Origin of the sequence: Candidatus Acetatifactor stercoripullorum (genome assembly GCF_944382095.1) — a bacterium.
GTDB lineage: Bacteria > Bacillota > Clostridia > Lachnospirales > Lachnospiraceae > Acetatifactor > Acetatifactor stercoripullorum.
Genome location: NZ_CALWMU010000035.1, coordinates 12,820 through 31,020, shown reverse-complemented (window position 1 = coordinate 31,020; position 18,201 = coordinate 12,820). Strand labels below are relative to the sequence as shown.

The following is an 18,201-nucleotide window of genomic DNA, read 5'->3' as shown; positions in this document are numbered from 1 at the left end:
CTGAACAAGTGTGATATGGTAGACGATCCCGAGCTGATCGAGCTGGTTGAGATGGAAGTTACCGAGCAGCTTGAGGAGTACGGCTTCAATGACTGCCCTATCGTTAAGGGTTCTGCTCTGAAGGCTCTGGAAGATCCTTCCAGCGAGTGGGGAGACAAGATTCTTGAGCTGATGAACACTGTTGACGAGTATATTCCTGATCCTCAGCGTGACACAGACAAGCCTTTCCTGATGCCTGTAGAGGACGTATTCACCATTACCGGTCGTGGTACCGTTGCTACCGGCCGTGTTGAGCGTGGCGTTCTTCACCTGAATGACGAAGTTGAAATCGTTGGTATCAAGGAGGAGAAGAAGAAGACTGTTGTTACCGGTATCGAGATGTTCCGTAAGATGCTGGATGAGGCACAGGCTGGTGATAACATCGGTGCGCTGCTTCGTGGTATTCAGAGAACCGAAATCGAAAGAGGACAGGTTCTTGCAAAGCCCGGCACTGTTACCTGCCACACCAAGTTTACCGCACAGGTTTACGTTCTGACCAAGGACGAGGGTGGACGTCACACTCCTTTCTTCAACAACTATCGTCCTCAGTTCTACTTCAGAACAACCGACGTTACAGGTGTCTGCAACCTTCCTGAAGGTACCGAGATGTGCATGCCTGGCGACAACGTTGAGATGACCATCGAGCTGATTCATCCCATCGCTATGGAGCAGGGTCTTACCTTCGCTATCCGTGAGGGTGGTAGAACCGTAGGTTCAGGCCGTGTTGCTACTATTATTGAGTAATCTTTGATAGTGTCTATAAAAAGCTAGATTTTATGGGGCTTTCCGAGAAATCGGGAAGCCCTTTTTATGTACTGAAATAGATGGAAAGAATAGTGAAAAATATGTTTAGCGGTGCCAAAACGGTGCCAAGAAAGAGTAAAAAAGTGAAAATATTGCTAGACATGAATATAATGATAAATGAGAAAAAATAAAAATACATGAAAGTTCTAAAATGTGTTATAATATAATTGCAGATGAACGATATAAATGGTAGGATGACATGGGTGTCAAAAAATGAGCACAGATGTGTTAAAAGTAATTGACGCGCCAATGTCCAAGTGCTATAATTTAAATGTTGTACATTATTTTCGTGCAGATGTTATGTGATGAGGATAATAAAGGAGGATGTAAAATGGCTAACGTAGGAAGAAAGCTTGGCGTTAACATCAGAACGTGTATGCTGGAAGCTAACATTAGTCTTGATAGCTTTGCTAAGCATTTAGGGTATTCAATTAAAGATGTGTGGAATGTTATCGAAGGAAAGGTTATAATTCCTCCAGTTGAATTAGATAAGATTGCAAGTCTTTTTAAAACAACAAAGAGTGAATTGATTAATCGTGAATCCGATAGTTTGGTTCCAGATTTGCAGTATATGAAGGAATTTAGTAATCCGGATAATTTAGATATAATTTTGGATTTGATGGATGAGTATGTGGAACTGAGAGAAGTTGTATAAAAGGAAAGCTGTACGAAAGTACAGCTTTTTTGAGGTGGAAAATGGATTGGGAAAAGTTAGTTGAGCAAATTCCAACAGTAATAGAGAAAGTAAGAACAGATTACGTTTTGAATAATATGATAATCAGGGATGATATATTTGGAATTTTGGAAAAACATTGTACGGTAGTATATTATCCGATAGAGAATGAAATTAACTGTGGTTTTCATACAAAGCGTTTTGTTAAAGATAAGTTGGAAGATTTTGTATATATTAATACAGCAAAGACTATTGCTGAACAGGTTTTTGCGGCTGCTCATGAACTGGGACATGTATGGGGTGTTGCTACTCAAGTATGGGAACTGGCGGGAGAACAAGGTACATTAGAGAGTAAAACAGAAGAAAGAATAATTAATAGGTTTGCAGCGGAATTATTAATGCCAACAAAAGAATTTCGGAAAACTTTTTTGGCACATATGGAGAAATTAGGGCTTGATACTAACAAGCTAAGGCTTGTTGATTTGATTCGTGTCATGGTATTACAGATGAATGATTATATGGTTCCGTATGAGTCTGTAAGAAGGAGAGTTGTAGAAACAAAGATAATTACGCAAGAGTTGGGTGAAGCTCTTTTGAAGAATGAAGAAGCTATATTGCCTTTGGTTAATGCATTTTCAAAAGATCAGAATACAATGTTGGATAGAGTGACCGCAAAGAAAACAATTCCCGGTTTAAGAAATTTGCTGGAAACAGCTGAAAAAAGTGGAGAATTGAGCATTTATGCTATCAATAAGATTAAAAAAGACTTTGATATTGATGATATAAATGGAACAGAAGATATTGTGGAAATTTCTATAGAAGGAGCAAAACATGGGGAAAACTGAGGTTATTGTAGATACCTGTTTTCTTCAGAAATTATCTTCAGAAGGTAAGGCAATAGACAATATTAAAAAGGTATTGGCTGAGTTAGAGTACATCCCGGTTGTGCATCCATATATTTATGAACACGAATTATCTTTGCATTCATACTTTGTCCGCTTAGTTGAGGATGGGTACATAAAGGTAATAGGGTATAATGAATTTCAAAAAGATGCGGTAGATAAGCAGACATATGAAGCTTATTATGATGTACTGTATGAAGAGATGAGACTGACTTTGGAAGCAATGAATAGTCCAAAACAAGTAGAAAAATTGTGTCTACAAAAAGGGCAGACAATATATAATACGCATAAACAGGGTAGTAGTATGGGGGATGTTCATATGATTTTGATGGCATCCTATTTGCAAATGCCCATTTTGTTAACGGAAGATTCGGATATTGAGATGTTGCGCGACATAGCTAAACGACGAATGCGATTAGGACAATATTCGTTGCAAATACTTAATGGGGTTCAGCTTATAGAGGAGATTGCCAAAAAGCAAGAATCATCAATAACAGTTAAAGAGATAGAATCGATTTTAAAAGCCATGCGAGAACGAAATGTTGTTTCAAGCATAAAAGCAGTATGGCGCGAGAACCATCCCATGTAAAGGATGATATTAGGAATAAATAGAATGTTTATGTAAAAAAAGGGGCTGTCGGGAAATAGATAGTCCCTTTTTTGTCTTGATATCAGTTCAATAGAATTTGCTGGATTTGGATAGTAAAGCATCCATAGATATGATAAAATTGAAAAGATAATAGAGGAGCCTTTTTAGTGAAGGTCAAGGGAGGCATTGCATGGAAGAAAAAATTACCTTGTGTGGAGATAATTGCATAGAATGTCCCAGATACAATGCGCATAGTGAAGAGGAATTAAGTAAGGTGGCCGAGCTATGGTATAGAGCAGGCTGGAGAGATAGAATCGTATCAAATGAGGAAATTGCTTGTACGGGATGTTCTTCCCATAAAGAGTGTACATATCACTTGGTAGAATGCACGAAGGAACATAATGTGGAGAAATGCAATCAGTGCGCAGACTTTCCCTGTGAAAAAATAGATGATATGTTAAAACGTTCGGAAGCGTGTCAGAAAAAGTGCAAAGAAGTTTGCTCAGATGAAGAATACGATAAGCTGGAAAAAGCCTTTTTTGATAAGGTAAATAATCTTAGAAAATAGGCAGAGTACGGCAGCATGAAGAGATTTCGCAATGGGGAAATTTGCCGCATGGAGAATCATGAGGAGAGAGGAAAATCTATGAGAAAATCAGAGATATCATATAGAATCTGCAGCTATGCCTTCCTGCTTTTACTTTTGACTTTTACAGGATGTGCGAAAGAACAGGATAGTCTGACAGATGAGCAGACGGTGGAAATGCAGACATCCGCAGAAAAGACCGAAATGGAAGAAATAACAACGGAAGAAAAAACAGCAGAGCCGATTATAACAGAAGTGGATTGGTCTGATTTTTTTAATGGAATGAATGGCGCAGCTGTTGTTTATGATGCAGATGAGAACGGCTATCAGATCTATCATCAGGAATTAGCGCTGACACAGCGTTCTCCATGCTCTACCTTTAAGATCATTTCTTCTTTGATTGCTCTGGAAAATGAAATCATACGGCCGGATGATTCTACACGTACATGGAGTGGGGAAATATTCTGGAATGAGGAATGGAATCAGGACATCGACTTTTCCCAGGCCTTCCGCACTTCCTGCGTCTGGTATTTTCGAGAGGTGATAGATGAAATTGGAAAAGATTTGATGCAGGAGGAGCTGGACAAGCTTCAATATGGTAATTGTGACATTTCCGACTGGGAGGGACGGCTGAACACCAACAACAGCAATCCGGCCTTAACAGGCTTTTGGATTGAGTCGTCACTGCTGATTTCACCCAGGGAGCAGGTGGAGGTTATGGAACGAATTTTCGGGGATACGTCGGAGTATTCGGAAGAAACCATAAACCAACTAAAACAGGTCATGCTGGTGCCAGAGGAAAATGAGGCGGGTATTTCAATTTATGGAAAAACAGGAATGGGGAAAGCGAATGGCGTTGTTATTGACTCCTGGTTTACAGGGTTTGCAGAGGCTAAAGACAAAAGAATATACTTTTGTGTGTACTTAGGAGAAACAGAGGATCAAAATGTGTCCAGTGCAAAAGCCAAGGAGATAGCCATACAAATAGTTTCTGATTATTTAGGCTCAGAAAATGAAGCGGATACACAAAATTTGACCTACGAAGAAATGATGGATCAGTTTTATGAAAAGTTTTATGCCGGTCTCTCTCAGGAAGAGATAGAGGAGAGAATCACGGAAGGCATTTCTTACTACCAGGCCAGCAAATATTATGGGGAGGTTACTAATTATTGGGAAAATATAAGAGGTGTCACTGATATTTCCAATGTCATAGAGCCCTTGTATTTTACGGATATGAAATACTACAGGGAAGAGGATTTTCAAAATGATCCAAAGATCATAATTCATCTTGCGAAAAATGAAATCTATGCAAGGCATGGATACATTTTTAAAGATGAGGATTTGTACTCTTATTTTATGGGGTGCGCATGGTACCGGCCTGCTGTGGCAGGTGAGGAATTTGACGACGCGGTATTTAACGATTATGAGAGGAAGAACCTGGAGCTTCTGGCGGCAATGGATCGTGAACCGGAGCAATGAGTTTATTCCAGGTGCTCCAGTAAATGTTCCTCTCCCGCAGGCCGCTGCAAAAAGCGGAATTTATTTTTGCTGCAGGAGAGAATGCCCTCTTTTTGCAGCTTGCTGATCTCGCTGCAGAGCGCGCTCCGGTCTACAGCCAGATAATTGGCAAGCTGCTGGCGGTTAAAGGGAATGGTAAAGGCGGCGCTTCCTGCCTTTAAGGATTCTGCGGACAGATAGGACAAAAGCCGCCCTCTGATGGTGCGGTTGCTCAGGTGTTCTATCTTTTGGGTGAGGCTGATATTTTTTCTTGCAATGGCATTTAAGAGGTTGTGAATCAGCTTTGTATGATAAACGCAGGCACAGGAGCATACCGTAAAGATTCTGCGGAAGTCAAAAAACATAACGTCGGCATCGGTGCCGGCTAAAACGTTGAGCTCCGGGGGAAGGAGGGAAATACAGGCGTAGCTTTCCGCAAAAATCATCCCCGGGGCGATTTCCTCAAAAATAGAATTATTTCCCCAGTAATCTTCTTTTTCTATCAGCACATGTCCTGAGAGCACCATGCCTACAAAGTGGTTGTCCTCCCCGTTGCGGATGATGTATTCCCCCTTTTGGAAATGCAGCTTTTTGGTGGAGAGGCATTTGAGCATTGTACTGATTTCTTCTTCGCTGATTCCCAGAAACATATTGGTGTTTTTCAAAAAGGTAAGGTAAGCTTCCATAGATTGTTTTTCCTAAAATACATATAAAAGTTGTAATTACAACAGAATTATTTGTTTCATTATAGTATAATCCTATTAAAATAGCAAGAACCAGTTAAGATATGAGCTTATTTCAAAAGAGGTGATAGTATGGTGCGGAAAAAGATGACAATGGACGGCAATCAGGCGGCGGCTCATGTGGCCTATGCCTACAGTGATGTAGCCGCCATTTATCCCATCACCCCATCCTCTGCCATGGCAGAGGTGACGGATGAATGGGCCAATCAGGGGAGAAAAAATATTTTCGGGCAGGAGGTTTGGGTGACGGAGATGCAGTCTGAGGCAGGCGCAGCGGGAGCCGTCCACGGCTCGCTGGCGGCGGGAGCCCTGACCACTACCTTCACAGCCTCTCAGGGACTTTTGCTCATGATTCCCAATTTATACAAAATTGCGGGAGAACGGCTTCCGGGGGTGTTTCATGTTGCGGCAAGAACCATAGCAAGTCATGCGCTGTCCATTTTTGGCGATCATTCCGATGTATATGCCTGCAGGCAGACAGGGGTGGCCATGCTGGCCAGCGCTTCCGTGCAGGAGGTAATGGATCTGGCGCCTGTGGCGCATCTGGCGGCGGTCAAGGGCAGACTGCCCTTCCTTCACTTTTTTGACGGCTTCCGCACCTCCCACGAGTTACAAAAGATTGCAGCGTGGGACTATGAGGACTTGAAGGCGCTGATGGATTTGGAGGCTGTAAAGGCATTTCGCAAGAACGCCTTAAACCCCAATCACGCCAGACAGATGGGCTCCGCCCAGAATCCGGATATCTTTTTTCAAGCAAGAGAGGCCAGCAATGGGGCTTACGATGCGCTGCCGGGTCTTGTGGAGTCTTATATGAACCAGATCAATGAGAAAATAGGGACCCATTACGGATTATTCAATTATTATGGCGTCCAGGATGCGGAGCATGTGATCATAGCCATGGGAAGCGTGTGTCAGACCATCGAGGAGACAGTGGATTATCTGAATGCTTCCGGAGAAAGACTGGGGGTAGTGGAGGTTCATTTATATCGCCCCTTCAGTGCAGAGCATCTGCTTGCAGTCATCCCGGATTCCGTAAAGAGAATTACTGTGCTGGACCGCACCAAGGAGCCTGGCGCCATAGGCGAGCCCCTTTATCTGGATGTGGCTGCAGCCCTGCGGGACAGCAAATTTCACAGCGTTGAGATTTTTTCCGGCAGATACGGCTTAAGCAGCAAGGATACCACCCCAAGCCAGATCAAGGCGGTGTTTGACAACCGGGAAAAGAAGCGGTTTACCGTGGGAATTTTGGATGATGTGACGCACCTGTCCTTAGAGCTTACGGAACAGATCCACACTGCGCCAAAGGATATTTACAGCGCGAAATTCTGGGGCCTTGGCAGTGACGGAACAGTGGGAGCCAACAAAAATTCCATTAAGATTATCGGCAATCATACGGATAAATATGTACAGGCTTACTTTTCTTATGACTCCAAGAAATCAGGAGGGCTTACCGTTTCTCATTTAAGGTTTGGAGACAGTCCCATCAAGTCTACCTATCTGATAGAAAAGGCAGATTTTGTGGCCTGCCACAACCAGTCCTATCTGCGCAGATACGACATGGTGCAGGATTTGAAGGAGGGAGGCATTTTCCTGTTAAACTGCACCTGGGACAGCGCGCAGTTAGAGGAACGGCTGCCTGCTTCGGTAAAGCGGTTCATTGCCAGAAACCATATCCGTTTTTATATTATAGACGGCGTGGGGCTGTGCAGGAAAATCGGATTAAAGGGAAGAATCAACACCATTTTGCAGTCCGCCTTTTTTGCGCTGACAGATATCATTCCCAGGGAAGACGCCTTGCAGTATATGAAGGACGCCGCCAGGGCAAGCTATCAGAAAAAGGGTGACCAGGTGGTTCAGATGAATTATGCTGCCATCGATGCGGGAGCCCAAAATATCGTAAAGGTGGAGGTTCCGGACAGGTGGGCGGATGCCGTGGAAGAGGAGCAAAAGACAGAAATCCTGAAGGACAGGCCAGAGGTGGTAAAATATGTGGAGCAGATTCAGCAGAAGGTAAATGCGCAAAAGGGAGATGCGCTTCCGGTATCAGCCTTTTTGGAGTATCAGGATGGTTCCGCCCCCTCCGGCACATCGGCCCACGAGCGCCGAAATACGGCGGTGGATATTCCTGCCTGGAATTGTGAAAACTGTATTCAGTGCAACCGCTGCGCCTTTGTGTGTCCCCATGCGGTTATCCGGCCTGCGGTGCTTACCAAAGAGGAAGCGGATGCCGCGCCGGATGGCATGAAAGTTATTCCCATGATGGGGATGCCGGGAATGTATTTTGCTGTTACAGTGTCTCCCGCAGACTGTGTGGGCTGCGGCTCCTGCGCTAATGTGTGTCCGGGAAAGATGGGCGCCAAGGCTCTCTCCATGACGGCGGTTTCCACACTGCCAAAGGCAGAGAGGACAGCGCTGCAGAAGCAGTTTGACTTTTGCAAGGCACTGCCTGCAAAGCCGGAGGTTTTAGAGAAATTTAAGGCTTCCACAGTTAAGGGCAGCCAGTTTAAAAAGCCCCTTCTGGAGTTTTCAGGAGCCTGCGCGGGATGTGGGGAGACGCCCTACGCAAAGCTTGCTACACAGCTCTTTGGGGACAGGATGTATATTGCGAATGCAACGGGCTGCTCCTCCATATGGGGAAATTCTGCCCCCTCCACACCTTATACCACGGATGATCAGGGAAGAGGTCCGGCCTGGTCCAATTCTTTGTTTGAGGATGCGGCAGAGTTTGGCTATGGTATGCTGCTGGCACAAAAAAGCATCAGAAAGCGGCTGAGGGAAGAGCTGGAAGCGTTGGAGACACAAAACATCAGCGACACTCTGCGGGAGGCCATTGCGCAGTGGACGGATACCTTCCAGAATGGAGCCTTAAATGGGCAAGCCACGATACAGCTTGAGGCCTGTCTGGCGAAAGAGGCTGACGGGGATCAGCAAAAGGAGATTTTGGAGATTCTGGAGGAAAAGGATTTTCTGGGAAAGAAATCCCAGTGGATTTTCGGCGGCGACGGCTGGGCCTATGATATCGGCTTCGGCGGTCTGGACCATGTGCTGGCAAGCGGACAGGATATCAACATTTTGGTGTTTGACACAGAAATGTATTCCAACACCGGCGGCCAGTCCTCCAAGTCCACGCCCACAGGCTCCGTTGCAAAGTTTGCGGCAGGAGGCAAGCCCACCCGGAAAAAGGACCTGGCCGGCATTGCCATGAGCTACGGAAACGTGTATGTGGCGCAGATTGCCATGGGAGCTGATTACAACCAGTGCATCAAGGCCTTTCTGGAGGCGGAAAGCTATGAGGGGCCTTCCCTGATTATTGCTTATGCTCCTTGTATCAGCCACGGAATCAAGGTGGGAATGTCCTGTTCCCAGACGGAAGAGGAAAAGGCGGTAAAGACCGGATACTGGCATCTGTTCCGGTTTGATCCCCGCAATCGGGGAACACAGGCTGGCGCATTCACCTTAGACAGTAAGCTGCCCACGGAAGATTACCAGGATTTCCTGTCCGGAGAGGTGCGCTACGACGCCTTGCAGCGTTCGAATCCAGAGCGGGCACAGGAGCTGTTTGCCCAGGCGGAGAACCAGGCGAAAGAGCGAATGGCTTATCTGCAGAGACTGGTGGCCCTGTACGGCGGAGCTTTGTAAAACTTTGGTGTTTGGAACCGCATACAGCGGTTCATCACATAGAAACAATAAGTACAAACAATAAAAGGAAAGAAGAAAGGAAGAGACTATGAAGAAATATGTATGTGAAGCATGCGGCTGGGTATATGATCCTGAGGTGGGCGATCCCGATGGAGGAATCGCGCCGGGAACGGCCTTTGAGGATATCCCGGACGACTGGGTCTGCCCCCTCTGCGGCTTAGGCAAGGATGCGTTCGTGGAAGCATAAGCTGGCTTTCAGGGTATCATGCGGAAGGTATTCTTTTCATAGGAGAGAATACCTTCCTTTTGCATTTTAGAAAGCTCGTTGGAGAGGGCGCTGCGGTCAACTCCCAGATAATCTGCCAGCTGCTTTCGGTTAAAGGGGATGGTAAACTGATAGCTTCCGTTTTGCCTTACCTGCTGGGAAAAATAAGAGATAAGCCTTCCCCGTATGGATTTTGAGGAGGTGTGAAAAATACGCCGGGACAGCTTGAGATTTTTTTCGGCGGATAAAGAAAGGAGATTCCCGATCATCTTGTGGAGAAAAGGGCAGCTGGCGCTGCAGGTCTGGGTAAGCTTTCTGACATTCAAAAAGAGAATCCGGCAGCAGCAGGCGGCGGTAACATTCACCATAAGGGGCTCCCCCGGCAGCAGTGCGTAGGTTTCCGCAAAAATCTGACCGCATTCAGCCTTGTCCAGGATGCTTCTGTTTCCCCAGATATCATCGGCTTCTATCAGGACAGTGCCCTCCAAAACCATTCCCAGGGAGTCCACCATATCTCCTGCGTGAAGGATTACTTGATTTTTCTCATAGCTTTTTTCATATGCCTGGAGGCAGGAAAGCAGGGAATCAGTTTCTTTTTGGTGGACGCCTCGAAAGAGTGCGGTATTGGACAAAAGGGAATTTTTCATTTTTTCTCCGTTTTTGTTGTTTGAACAACATACTTTTTGCAAAAAGCATAGTATACTTCTGCTGTAAAGTCAAGAAAAAGCTTGCAAAATCTATTGAATGGAGGAATTGCATGATACGGAAAATCATTGAGATAGATCAGGAAAAGTGTAACGGCTGCGGAATCTGTGCCCAAGCCTGTCACGAGGGCGCCATCGGCATGATAAATGGAAAGGCGGCGCTTCTGCGGGAGGATTACTGTGATGGGCTGGGGGACTGCCTTCCCGCCTGCCCGGTGGGAGCCATCACCTTTGTAGAGCGTGAGGCTGCAGCTTATGATGAGGCGGCGGTAAAAGAAAGCAAGAGACAGCTTTCAGGCCAAGGACAGCTTTCAAGCAAGAAGGAGCTTTCAGACAAGGAACAGCCTTCCGGCAGGTCCCAGCTTCGCCAGTGGCCGGTACAGATCAAGCTGGCCCCCTTAACCGCTCCGTATTTTCAGGGAGCCCATCTGCTGATTGCAGCGGACTGTACGGCTTATGCTTACGCTGACTTTCATCAGGATTTTATCCGGGGGAAAATTACGCTGATAGGCTGTCCCAAGCTGGATGGGGTGGATTACACAGAAAAGCTTGCGGAAATTATAAAGCGCAATGAGATCAACGCACTTACAATCGTGCGCATGGAGGTGCCTTGCTGCGGCGGCATCGAGCATGCGGCGGTCACAGCTCTGAAAATGAGTGGAAAGTTTCTTCCCTGGCAGGTGGTCACCATCTCCACACAGGGAGAGATTCTCGCCTGACGAACTGAATTTTACCTGAAACTTAGGTAGATTTCACATGGAACAGATTGTATTTTATGAAAAAAATGATAAAATAAATAAAAAAGGTAGACATACAAGGCCGGATATCCTCATCCGGCCTTACTTCCTATGAGAAAAGGAGACCATTATGCCATCCATGTATGCTCATCACAAAATGGGTCTGCAGGTAAAAGCACTCCTGGGGAAGCCGGAAAGGCAGATCATAGAAAAATATCCCCAGCTGTTTTTGATTGGACTGCACGGCCCGGATATTCTATTTTATTACAAGCCCCTTTCATCGAATCCCGTAAACCGGACGGGATACGGCATGCACGATAAACCAGGGAGCTATTTTTTTGCAAGAGCTGCAAAGGTTATAAAATCCCGCCCGGACAAAGAGGCCTGTCTGTCCTATGTATATGGATTTATCTGCCATTTTGCCCTGGATGTGACCTGCCACGGATATATTGATGAAAAAATAAAGAAAAGCGGCGTTTCCCACACAGAGATCGAAGCGGAATTTGACAGGGAGCTTATGACGAGAGACGGTTTGAATCCCATAAGGCAAAAGTTAGCCGGACACATTGCGGCCACACCGGAAAATGCGGCGGTCATACAGGCATTTTTTCCAAAGATTACAGCCAGGCAGACATTAAAAGCGCTGAAGGGCACGATCTTTTACAATAACCTGCTTGTGGCGCCCTCACCTTTGAAAAGAGGGCTGATTTATGCTGTATTGAAGCTGTCCGGCAATTATGAAAAAATACATGGCCTGGTGCTTCCTTACAAAAGGAACGAGAAATGTGCCGACAGTACAAGACGCTTAACGATTCTGTACGATGAGGCAAAGAAGCTGGCGGTAAAGCTGATCGGAGAATATGGGGACTTTCTTTCCGGAGAAAGAAAACTGTCCCCCGTTTATGAAAAAACCTTCGATTCCAAGCTTCCAATGCCGAAGGAAAAGACTGGAGAAAAAATATCAGCACATGACCAAAGGAGAGCGCAATGAAAGAGAAAAAAACAGGCTTTCGCCTGACCAGGGCAGAAAAAAGCTGGATATTGTATGATGTGGGAAATTCTGCCTTTACCCTTTTGATATCCACCATTATGCCCATCTATTTTAATTATCTGGCGGATAACGCGGGAGTGTCCTCAGTGGATTATCTGGCCTTTTGGGGCTATGCGGCCTCCGCTGCGACCCTGGCGGTAGCTTTTTTAGGACCGGTATTCGGTGCAATGGCCGATACTAAGGGCTATAAGAAACCCCTGTTTATCGTATCTCTTCTTGTAGGTGCTGTGGGCTGCATCAGCCTGGGGCTGGCAAGGCAGTGGCTGATTTTTCTGATTATTTTTGTGATTGCCAAGATAGGGTATTCGGGAAGCTTGATCGTATATGACTCCATGCTTTCGGATGTGACTGACAATGACCGCATGGATAATGTTTCCTCTCTTGGCTATGCCTGGGGCTATATCGGAAGCTGTATTCCCTTTGTAGTGTGCCTGGGGCTTGTGCTGGGAGCGGAGCCTCTTGGACTTTCCATGGAGAATGCCATGGCAATTTCCTTTGTCATTATCGCTCTGTGGTGGCTGGGAATGACGGTTCCTCTCTTAAAGGGCTACAGACAAAAAAACTATGTGGAAAAGAAAAAGAATGCAATATCCGAGAGCTTTCAGCGTATCGGCAGGACACTGCTGAACGTGCGGAAGGAAAAAAAGATATTTCTGTTTCTGCTTGCCTTCTTCTTTTATATTGACGGTGTTTACACCATTATCGACATGGCCACCGCATACGGCTCCGCGCTGGGCTTCGACAGCACCGGACTGCTTTTGGCCCTTTTGGTGACGCAGATCGTGGCCTTTCCCTTTGCGATTTTGTTTGGAAGGCTTGCCAGAAGCATTGCTGCCCATAAGCTCATTGCCGTGTGTATTGCCGCTTATTTCAGCATTGCCGTTTTTGCCATGTTTTTGACTGTACAGTCTCAGTTTTGGGTGCTTGCGGTACTGGTGGGAATGTTCCAGGGAGGCATTCAGGCGCTTTCCAGGTCTTACTTTGCCCGTATCATTCCTCCTGAGCAGTCAGGTGAATATTTTGGGCTTATGGATATCTGCGGAAAAGGCGCTTCCTTTATGGGAACCACTGTTGTCAGCGTGGTGTCCCAGCTGACTGGAGATATCAATAAAGGGGTGGGAATGATTGCCGTTTTGTTTGCCGTTGGGATGGTATTCTTCTGGATGGCAGTGAAGGCAAAGAATACAGAAGTGGAAAAGAAAACTGTGTAGAAGAAAATTCTGCGGGCATCGCCCGCAGAATTTTTTTACAAAAACTTTCGAGGATTTTTGTTTGATTTTTTATCTGGTTCATAGTACTATAAATATATGCGCAGGTGCAGAGAGATGGGAAAACCGTCCCCCTGCCCTTTTTGACAGAAAGGAGTAGAAAGATTGCTGCACAATGAACTATTACGAGAAAAAGTATATGAATCCGTTGCTTCTGTCCTGCCGATCACTATTATTGTCTTACTGCTTACCATTACCATTGCTCCCCTGACGCCGGGGACGATGATGCTGTTTTTGTTTGGAGCGGTGCTTCTGATTGTGGGAATGGGCTTTTTTACTCTGGGGGTGGATATGTCCATGATTCCCATGGGAGAGGGTATTGGAGTACAGCTTTCCAAGGCAAAGAAAATCATTCTTCCGCTTTTGGTGTGTTTTGTGTTAGGGGTTTTGATTACCATTGCGGAGCCAGACCTGCAGGTGCTGGCTGAACAGGTGCCATCCATTCCCAACATGGTGCTGATCTGGACGGTGGCTATAGGAGTTGGCCTCTTCCTTGTGGTTTCGCAGATTCGAATTATCTTTGGAATTCCCCTTTCCTATATCCTGATTTTTTTCTATGCGATTGTTTTTCTGCTGACCTTTTTTGTTCCCGAAGATTTTATCCCGGTTTCCTTTGACTCCGGCGGCGTTACAACAGGTCCGGTGACGGTTCCCTTTATCATGGCGCTGGGTATTGGTATGGCTTCCGTGCGAAGCGACAAAAATTCCAGCAGCGACAGCTTTGGTCTGACGGCCATCTGCAGTATCGGGCCGATTCTTTCCGTAATGATTCTTGGTATCTGCTATAGCCCGGAGGATGCAGCCTACAGCATGGTGGAGCTTTCGGAGCTTGACAGCACCAGAGAGGTGGCAATGCAGTTTGCCAGAGCTTTTCCTGCCTATATGGAGGAGGTGGCAGTGGCGCTTATTCCCATTGCAGGTGTGTTTATTGTGTTCCAGTGTATTTTCCGCAGATTCCACAGCAGACAGCTTTTGCGGATTCTTTCGGGCTTTGTATACAGCTACATAGGGCTGGTGCTGTTTTTGACAGGCGTAAACGTGGGCTTTATGCCGGCCGGACAGTATATCGGGTCTGCCGTTGCAGGAAGCAGCCAGCCCTGGGTGCTGATTCCCATCGGCATGGTCATCGGCTACTTTATTGTGAAGGCAGAGCCTGCAGTGCAGGTGCTCACCAGACAGGTGGAGGACGTGACCAACGGCTCTATTACCCAGAAGGCCATCGGACACAGCCTCTCTATCGGTATCGCCTTTTCCGTTGGCATTGCCATGCTGCGTATTTTGACGGGACTGAACATTATGTGGTTTTTGGTGCCGGGCTATTTGATTTCTCTTGTGATGACCTTTTTTGTACCCCAGATATTTACCGGTATTGCCTTTGATTCCGGCGGCGTGGCCAGCGGACCCATGACAACTACGTTTTTGCTTCCTCTGGCAATGGGAGCCTGCGAGGCGATGGGAGGAAACGTGCTGACCGACGCTTTTGGCATTGTGGCCATGGTTGCTATGACGCCGCTGCTCACCATCCAGATGCTGGGCCTGGCGGATAATGTGCGCAAACGCATCAGGAAGCGCAAGCTTATTCTGCAGCTGAGAGAAGTGGAGGACAGCATCATTTATTTTGATTAACGTAAAATGTGAGGAAGAGCTATGGCAGATAAAAAAAGTGTAAAGCTGGTGGTGACCTTTGCGGAGCGCGGAAAAGGCAAGGCCTTGGCAAAGCTGTACGCAGAGCAGGGAGTGCTCTGCAATTACCAGTCTATGGGGAGGGGAACGGCCTCCTCAGACCTTCTGGACGTTTTGGGTATTGGAAGCGCTGAGAAGGATATTTTGATCAGCATAACATCCGGGGAGAGGTCCCAGCGGCTTTTGCGCAGGCTGGACGACGGTCTTGAAAGTGATATTTACGGCAGCGGGATTGTGTTTGATATGCCGCTTACCGGGTTAAACAGTCTCATCGCCACAGTGCTTTTAAGCGGACAGGAAAGCGGAAACGGAGGAACACAGATGGAAGCAAAGACAGATTACAGCCTGATTTTGGTTTCAGTGAATCAGGGACATACGGATGACGTGATGGATACGGCCAGACAGGCGGGAGCCAGAGGCGGCACTGTGATTCGGGCAAGGTGGGCCGGGCCTGAAGATACCAGCCAGTTTTACGGGATTTCCCTGCAGTCTGAAAAGGAGATCATCGCTATAGTGGCGGCGGGAGACCTGCGGAACGCTATCATGGAGATGATCAATAAAAAGCACGGGCTTAAGACGGAGGCTGCGGCCATGGTCTGCTCCGTAGGACTTGAGCATTATGTGAAATTTTCTTGACAGGCAGCGGACATAAATCAGGAGAGCAGGGGATGGAATGAATACGAAAGAAGTAAAGCAAAAGAGCATAAAGGGGCTCAAAACCATCATATATGGGAGAACCCTCTTTGTGGTGGCTGCTTTTTTGGTGCAGTTTGCGCTGCTGTTTATAGCATTTATCAGACTGCGCCAGTACAGCCTTTTCATCTACGGCTTCTTCATTTTGCTGAGCGTGTTGGTGGTGCTGCGTTTGTTTAACAGTGAGGGCACTCCGGATTTTAAACTGGTGTGGATGCTTCCCATAGTGGTATTTCCGGTTTTTGGAGCGCTTTTTTATGTGTATATCGACACTCAGACGGGCACAAAACGTTTGAAAAAAAGGCTTTGTGAGATTAATGATGTCATAAAGCAGTATACGCCGCAGAATAACGAGGCCCGGGAGCAGCTTTTTGAGGAAAATATTCAGATGGGGCGTTTTGCAGATTATATGCAGACCTATGATAACAGTCCTGTGTATGGAAACACCCAGGCTGTTTATTACCCTTTGGGAGATGATCAGTTTCCGGATATACTGGCTGAGCTGCAAAAGGCAGAAAACTTTATTTTTTTGGAGTACTTTATCATAGAAGAAGGACGCGTGTGGGAGAGTGTCTTAAGCATTCTGAAAGAAAAGGCAAAGCAGGGAGTGGAGGTCAGGCTTTTGTATGACGACACCTGCTCTTTGTGGTATCTTCCCAGCTTTTATCCAAAGCTTTTGGAAAAGGAGGGAATCCGCTGCAAAACCTTTTGTCCCATAAAGCCTATTTTTTCATCCTCCTACAATAACCGGGACCATAGAAAGATTATTGTAATCGACGGTAAGACTGCCTTTACCGGGGGCACCAATCTGGCAGACGAGTATATCAATGAGAAGGAACGCTTCGGGCATTGGAAGGATACTGCGATCATGCTGAAGGGAGACGCAGTGGAGCGCTTTACCTATATGTTTCTGGAAATGTGGAATGTTTCTGAAAAGGGAGAGGAGGACTACGGGAAATATAAGTCGCCCAGGGAGGCGGCGCTTCCCAGGGACGGATTTTTTCTCCCCTATGGGTCGAGCCCTTTTAGCGAGGAGCATATAGGCAAGAGAGTATACCTGGATATCTTAAACACTGCCTGCCGGTATGTGCACATCATGACGCCTTATTTGATTCTCGACCACGAAATGATGATGGCTCTGGTTTATGCCGCCAAAAGAGGGGTGGAGGTGACAATTATCATGCCTCACATTCCCGACAAGCAGTATGCTTTTGTGGTTGCCAAAACCTATTATAATGAGCTTTTGGAGGCAGGAATCCAAATCTGGGAGTATACGCCGGGCTTTGTCCATGCAAAGGTGTTTGTGTCGGATGACGTAAGAGCCGTGGTGGGAACCGTCAATCTGGATTACAGGAGTCTGTACCATCACTTTGAATGCGGCGTGGTTATGTACTTGAATTCCCAGATAGATGCTGTGGAGAGGGATTTTAAAGAGACACTGAAGCAATGCCAGGAGGTGCGTCCGGAGGATTACAAAAAGCAGAATCTTTTTGTAAGAATGGAGGGAAAGCTGTTAAGAATGCTTGCACCCCTGATGTAGGAGGAATTTGTGTGAAAGATCAGCCTGAAAACCAATTTTCCAGAACGGAGCTTTTAATTGGAGAGGATGGCGTAAAACGCCTGCAGAAAGCAAAAGTGGCTTTGTTTGGCATTGGAGGTGTGGGAGGCTATGTGGCGGAGGCTCTGGTGAGAAGCGGCGTGGGCGCCTTTGACCTGATAGACAATGACACAGTGAGCCTTACCAATTTAAACCGACAGATTATTGCCGATTATCACACACTGGGCAGGTATAAGACAGAGGTAATGCGGGAGCGGATGCTGTCCATCAATCCCAAGGTACAGGTTACGCTGCATCAATGCTTTTATCTGCCGGAAACAGCAGGACAATTTGATTTTTCTGCCTACGACTATGTGGTGGATGCGGTGGATACGGTGACTGCCAAAATTGACATTATTCTGCGCGCCATAAACTGCGGTGTGCCGGTGATAAGCTGCATGGGAGCGGGAAACAAGCTGAACCCCGGGGCCTTTCAGGCAGCCGATATTTATGAGACCTCTGTCTGTCCCCTGGCCAGGGTAATGCGAAGGGAGTTAAAGAAGCGAGGGGTAAAGGCGTTAAAGGTAGTTTTTTCCACAGAGCCTCCCAAGATATCTGGGGAGACAACAGGGGAGAATGGAAAACGCTCTACGCCGGGAAGTATATCCTTTGTGCCTGCTGCGGCAGGCTTGATATTGGCGGGGGAGGTAGTAAAGGACCTGATAGGGAAAGCATAACTGTGCCTCGCAGGGAGGATGCCTGCGGGGCAATTTTGTGTGCGGATGCAGACA

17 protein-coding genes are annotated in these 18,201 nt (G+C 46.6%); 15 read left to right on the top strand and 2 right to left on the bottom strand.

Annotated elements, in window-relative coordinates:
• The 6 genes from SHK35_RS10800 to SHK35_RS10775 all read left to right on the top strand — a co-directional run.
• The coding region (locus SHK35_RS10800) for an elongation factor Tu (RefSeq protein WP_318709752.1) at positions 1-783 on the top strand (783 nt) is incomplete at its 5' end.
• A gap of 391 nt (positions 784-1,174) precedes the next feature.
• Positions 1,175-1,498 (top strand): helix-turn-helix domain-containing protein, encoded by a 324-nt coding sequence (locus tag SHK35_RS10795; protein WP_318709751.1) that lies wholly within the window; start codon positions 1,175-1,177, stop codon positions 1,496-1,498.
• Positions 1,499-1,539: 41 nt separating this feature from the next.
• On the top strand, positions 1,540-2,361 hold the full coding sequence (locus SHK35_RS10790; RefSeq protein WP_318709750.1) for an ImmA/IrrE family metallo-endopeptidase: 822 nt from the start codon (positions 1,540-1,542) through the stop codon (positions 2,359-2,361).
• Positions 2,348-3,007: a hypothetical protein gene (locus tag SHK35_RS10785; RefSeq protein WP_318709749.1), complete on the top strand. Its 660-nt coding sequence runs from the start codon at positions 2,348-2,350 to the stop codon at positions 3,005-3,007. The genes SHK35_RS10790 and SHK35_RS10785 overlap by 14 nt, the downstream gene beginning before the upstream one ends.
• Positions 3,008-3,197: 190 nt before the next feature.
• Positions 3,198-3,575 carry a DUF3795 domain-containing protein gene (locus SHK35_RS10780; protein ID WP_318709748.1) on the top strand — a complete coding sequence of 126 codons (378 nt, stop codon included), beginning with the start codon at positions 3,198-3,200 and terminating at the stop codon, positions 3,573-3,575.
• Positions 3,576-3,653: 78 nt separating this feature from the next.
• Positions 3,654-5,072, top strand: a complete 1,419-nt coding sequence (locus tag SHK35_RS10775; RefSeq protein ID WP_318709747.1) for a penicillin-binding transpeptidase domain-containing protein — start codon at positions 3,654-3,656, stop codon at positions 5,070-5,072.
• A gap of 2 nt (positions 5,073-5,074) precedes the next feature.
• Here SHK35_RS10775 and SHK35_RS10770 read toward each other — a convergent pair whose 3' ends face one another.
• A complete protein-coding gene (locus SHK35_RS10770) occupies positions 5,075-5,776 on the bottom strand; it encodes a Crp/Fnr family transcriptional regulator (RefSeq protein ID WP_318703288.1) in 702 nt (233 codons plus the stop codon).
• 129 nt (positions 5,777-5,905) lie between these two features.
• Here SHK35_RS10770 and nifJ point away from each other — a divergent pair, with 129 nt between their 5' ends.
• Positions 5,906-9,472 carry a pyruvate:ferredoxin (flavodoxin) oxidoreductase gene (gene nifJ, locus SHK35_RS10765; protein ID WP_318709746.1) on the top strand — a complete coding sequence of 1,189 codons (3,567 nt, stop codon included), beginning with the start codon at positions 5,906-5,908 and terminating at the stop codon, positions 9,470-9,472.
• A gap of 88 nt (positions 9,473-9,560) precedes the next feature.
• A complete protein-coding gene (gene rd / locus SHK35_RS10760) occupies positions 9,561-9,719 on the top strand; it encodes a rubredoxin (RefSeq protein ID WP_318703290.1) in 159 nt (52 codons plus the stop codon).
• 8 nt (positions 9,720-9,727) lie between these two features.
• On the opposite strand, the gene SHK35_RS10755 is transcribed toward rd, so the two are convergent.
• Positions 9,728-10,384, bottom strand: coding sequence for a Crp/Fnr family transcriptional regulator (locus SHK35_RS10755; protein ID WP_318709744.1), 657 nt, complete (start codon positions 10,382-10,384; stop codon positions 9,728-9,730).
• Between the two features lie 110 nt (positions 10,385-10,494).
• Here SHK35_RS10755 and SHK35_RS10750 point away from each other — a divergent pair, with 110 nt between their 5' ends.
• From SHK35_RS10750 to SHK35_RS10720, 7 genes are all read left to right on the top strand, one after another.
• Positions 10,495-11,160 (top strand): ATP-binding protein, encoded by a 666-nt coding sequence (locus SHK35_RS10750; protein ID WP_318709743.1) that lies wholly within the window; start codon positions 10,495-10,497, stop codon positions 11,158-11,160.
• A 148-nt stretch (positions 11,161-11,308) separates the two neighbouring features.
• A complete protein-coding gene (locus SHK35_RS10745; RefSeq protein ID WP_318703294.1) occupies positions 11,309-12,169 on the top strand; it encodes a zinc dependent phospholipase C family protein in 861 nt (286 codons plus the stop codon).
• Entirely contained in the window at positions 12,166-13,440 is a 1,275-nt protein-coding gene (locus SHK35_RS10740; RefSeq protein WP_318703295.1) for an MFS transporter, read from the top strand. The genes SHK35_RS10745 and SHK35_RS10740 overlap by 4 nt, the downstream gene beginning before the upstream one ends.
• A 162-nt stretch (positions 13,441-13,602) precedes the next feature.
• Entirely contained in the window at positions 13,603-15,123 is a 1,521-nt protein-coding gene (locus tag SHK35_RS10735; RefSeq protein WP_318703296.1) for a DUF1538 domain-containing protein, read from the top strand.
• A gap of 21 nt (positions 15,124-15,144) precedes the next feature.
• Positions 15,145-15,816 carry a hypothetical protein gene (locus SHK35_RS10730; protein WP_318709742.1) on the top strand — a complete coding sequence of 224 codons (672 nt, stop codon included), beginning with the start codon at positions 15,145-15,147 and terminating at the stop codon, positions 15,814-15,816.
• Between the two features lie 37 nt (positions 15,817-15,853).
• Positions 15,854-17,413 (top strand): cardiolipin synthase, encoded by a 1,560-nt coding sequence (cls, locus tag SHK35_RS10725; RefSeq protein WP_318709741.1) that lies wholly within the window; start codon positions 15,854-15,856, stop codon positions 17,411-17,413.
• Positions 17,414-17,424: 11 nt separating this feature from the next.
• A complete protein-coding gene (locus tag SHK35_RS10720) occupies positions 17,425-18,147 on the top strand; it encodes a tRNA threonylcarbamoyladenosine dehydratase (protein WP_318709740.1) in 723 nt (240 codons plus the stop codon).
• The last annotated feature ends 54 nt before the right edge of the window (positions 18,148-18,201 follow it).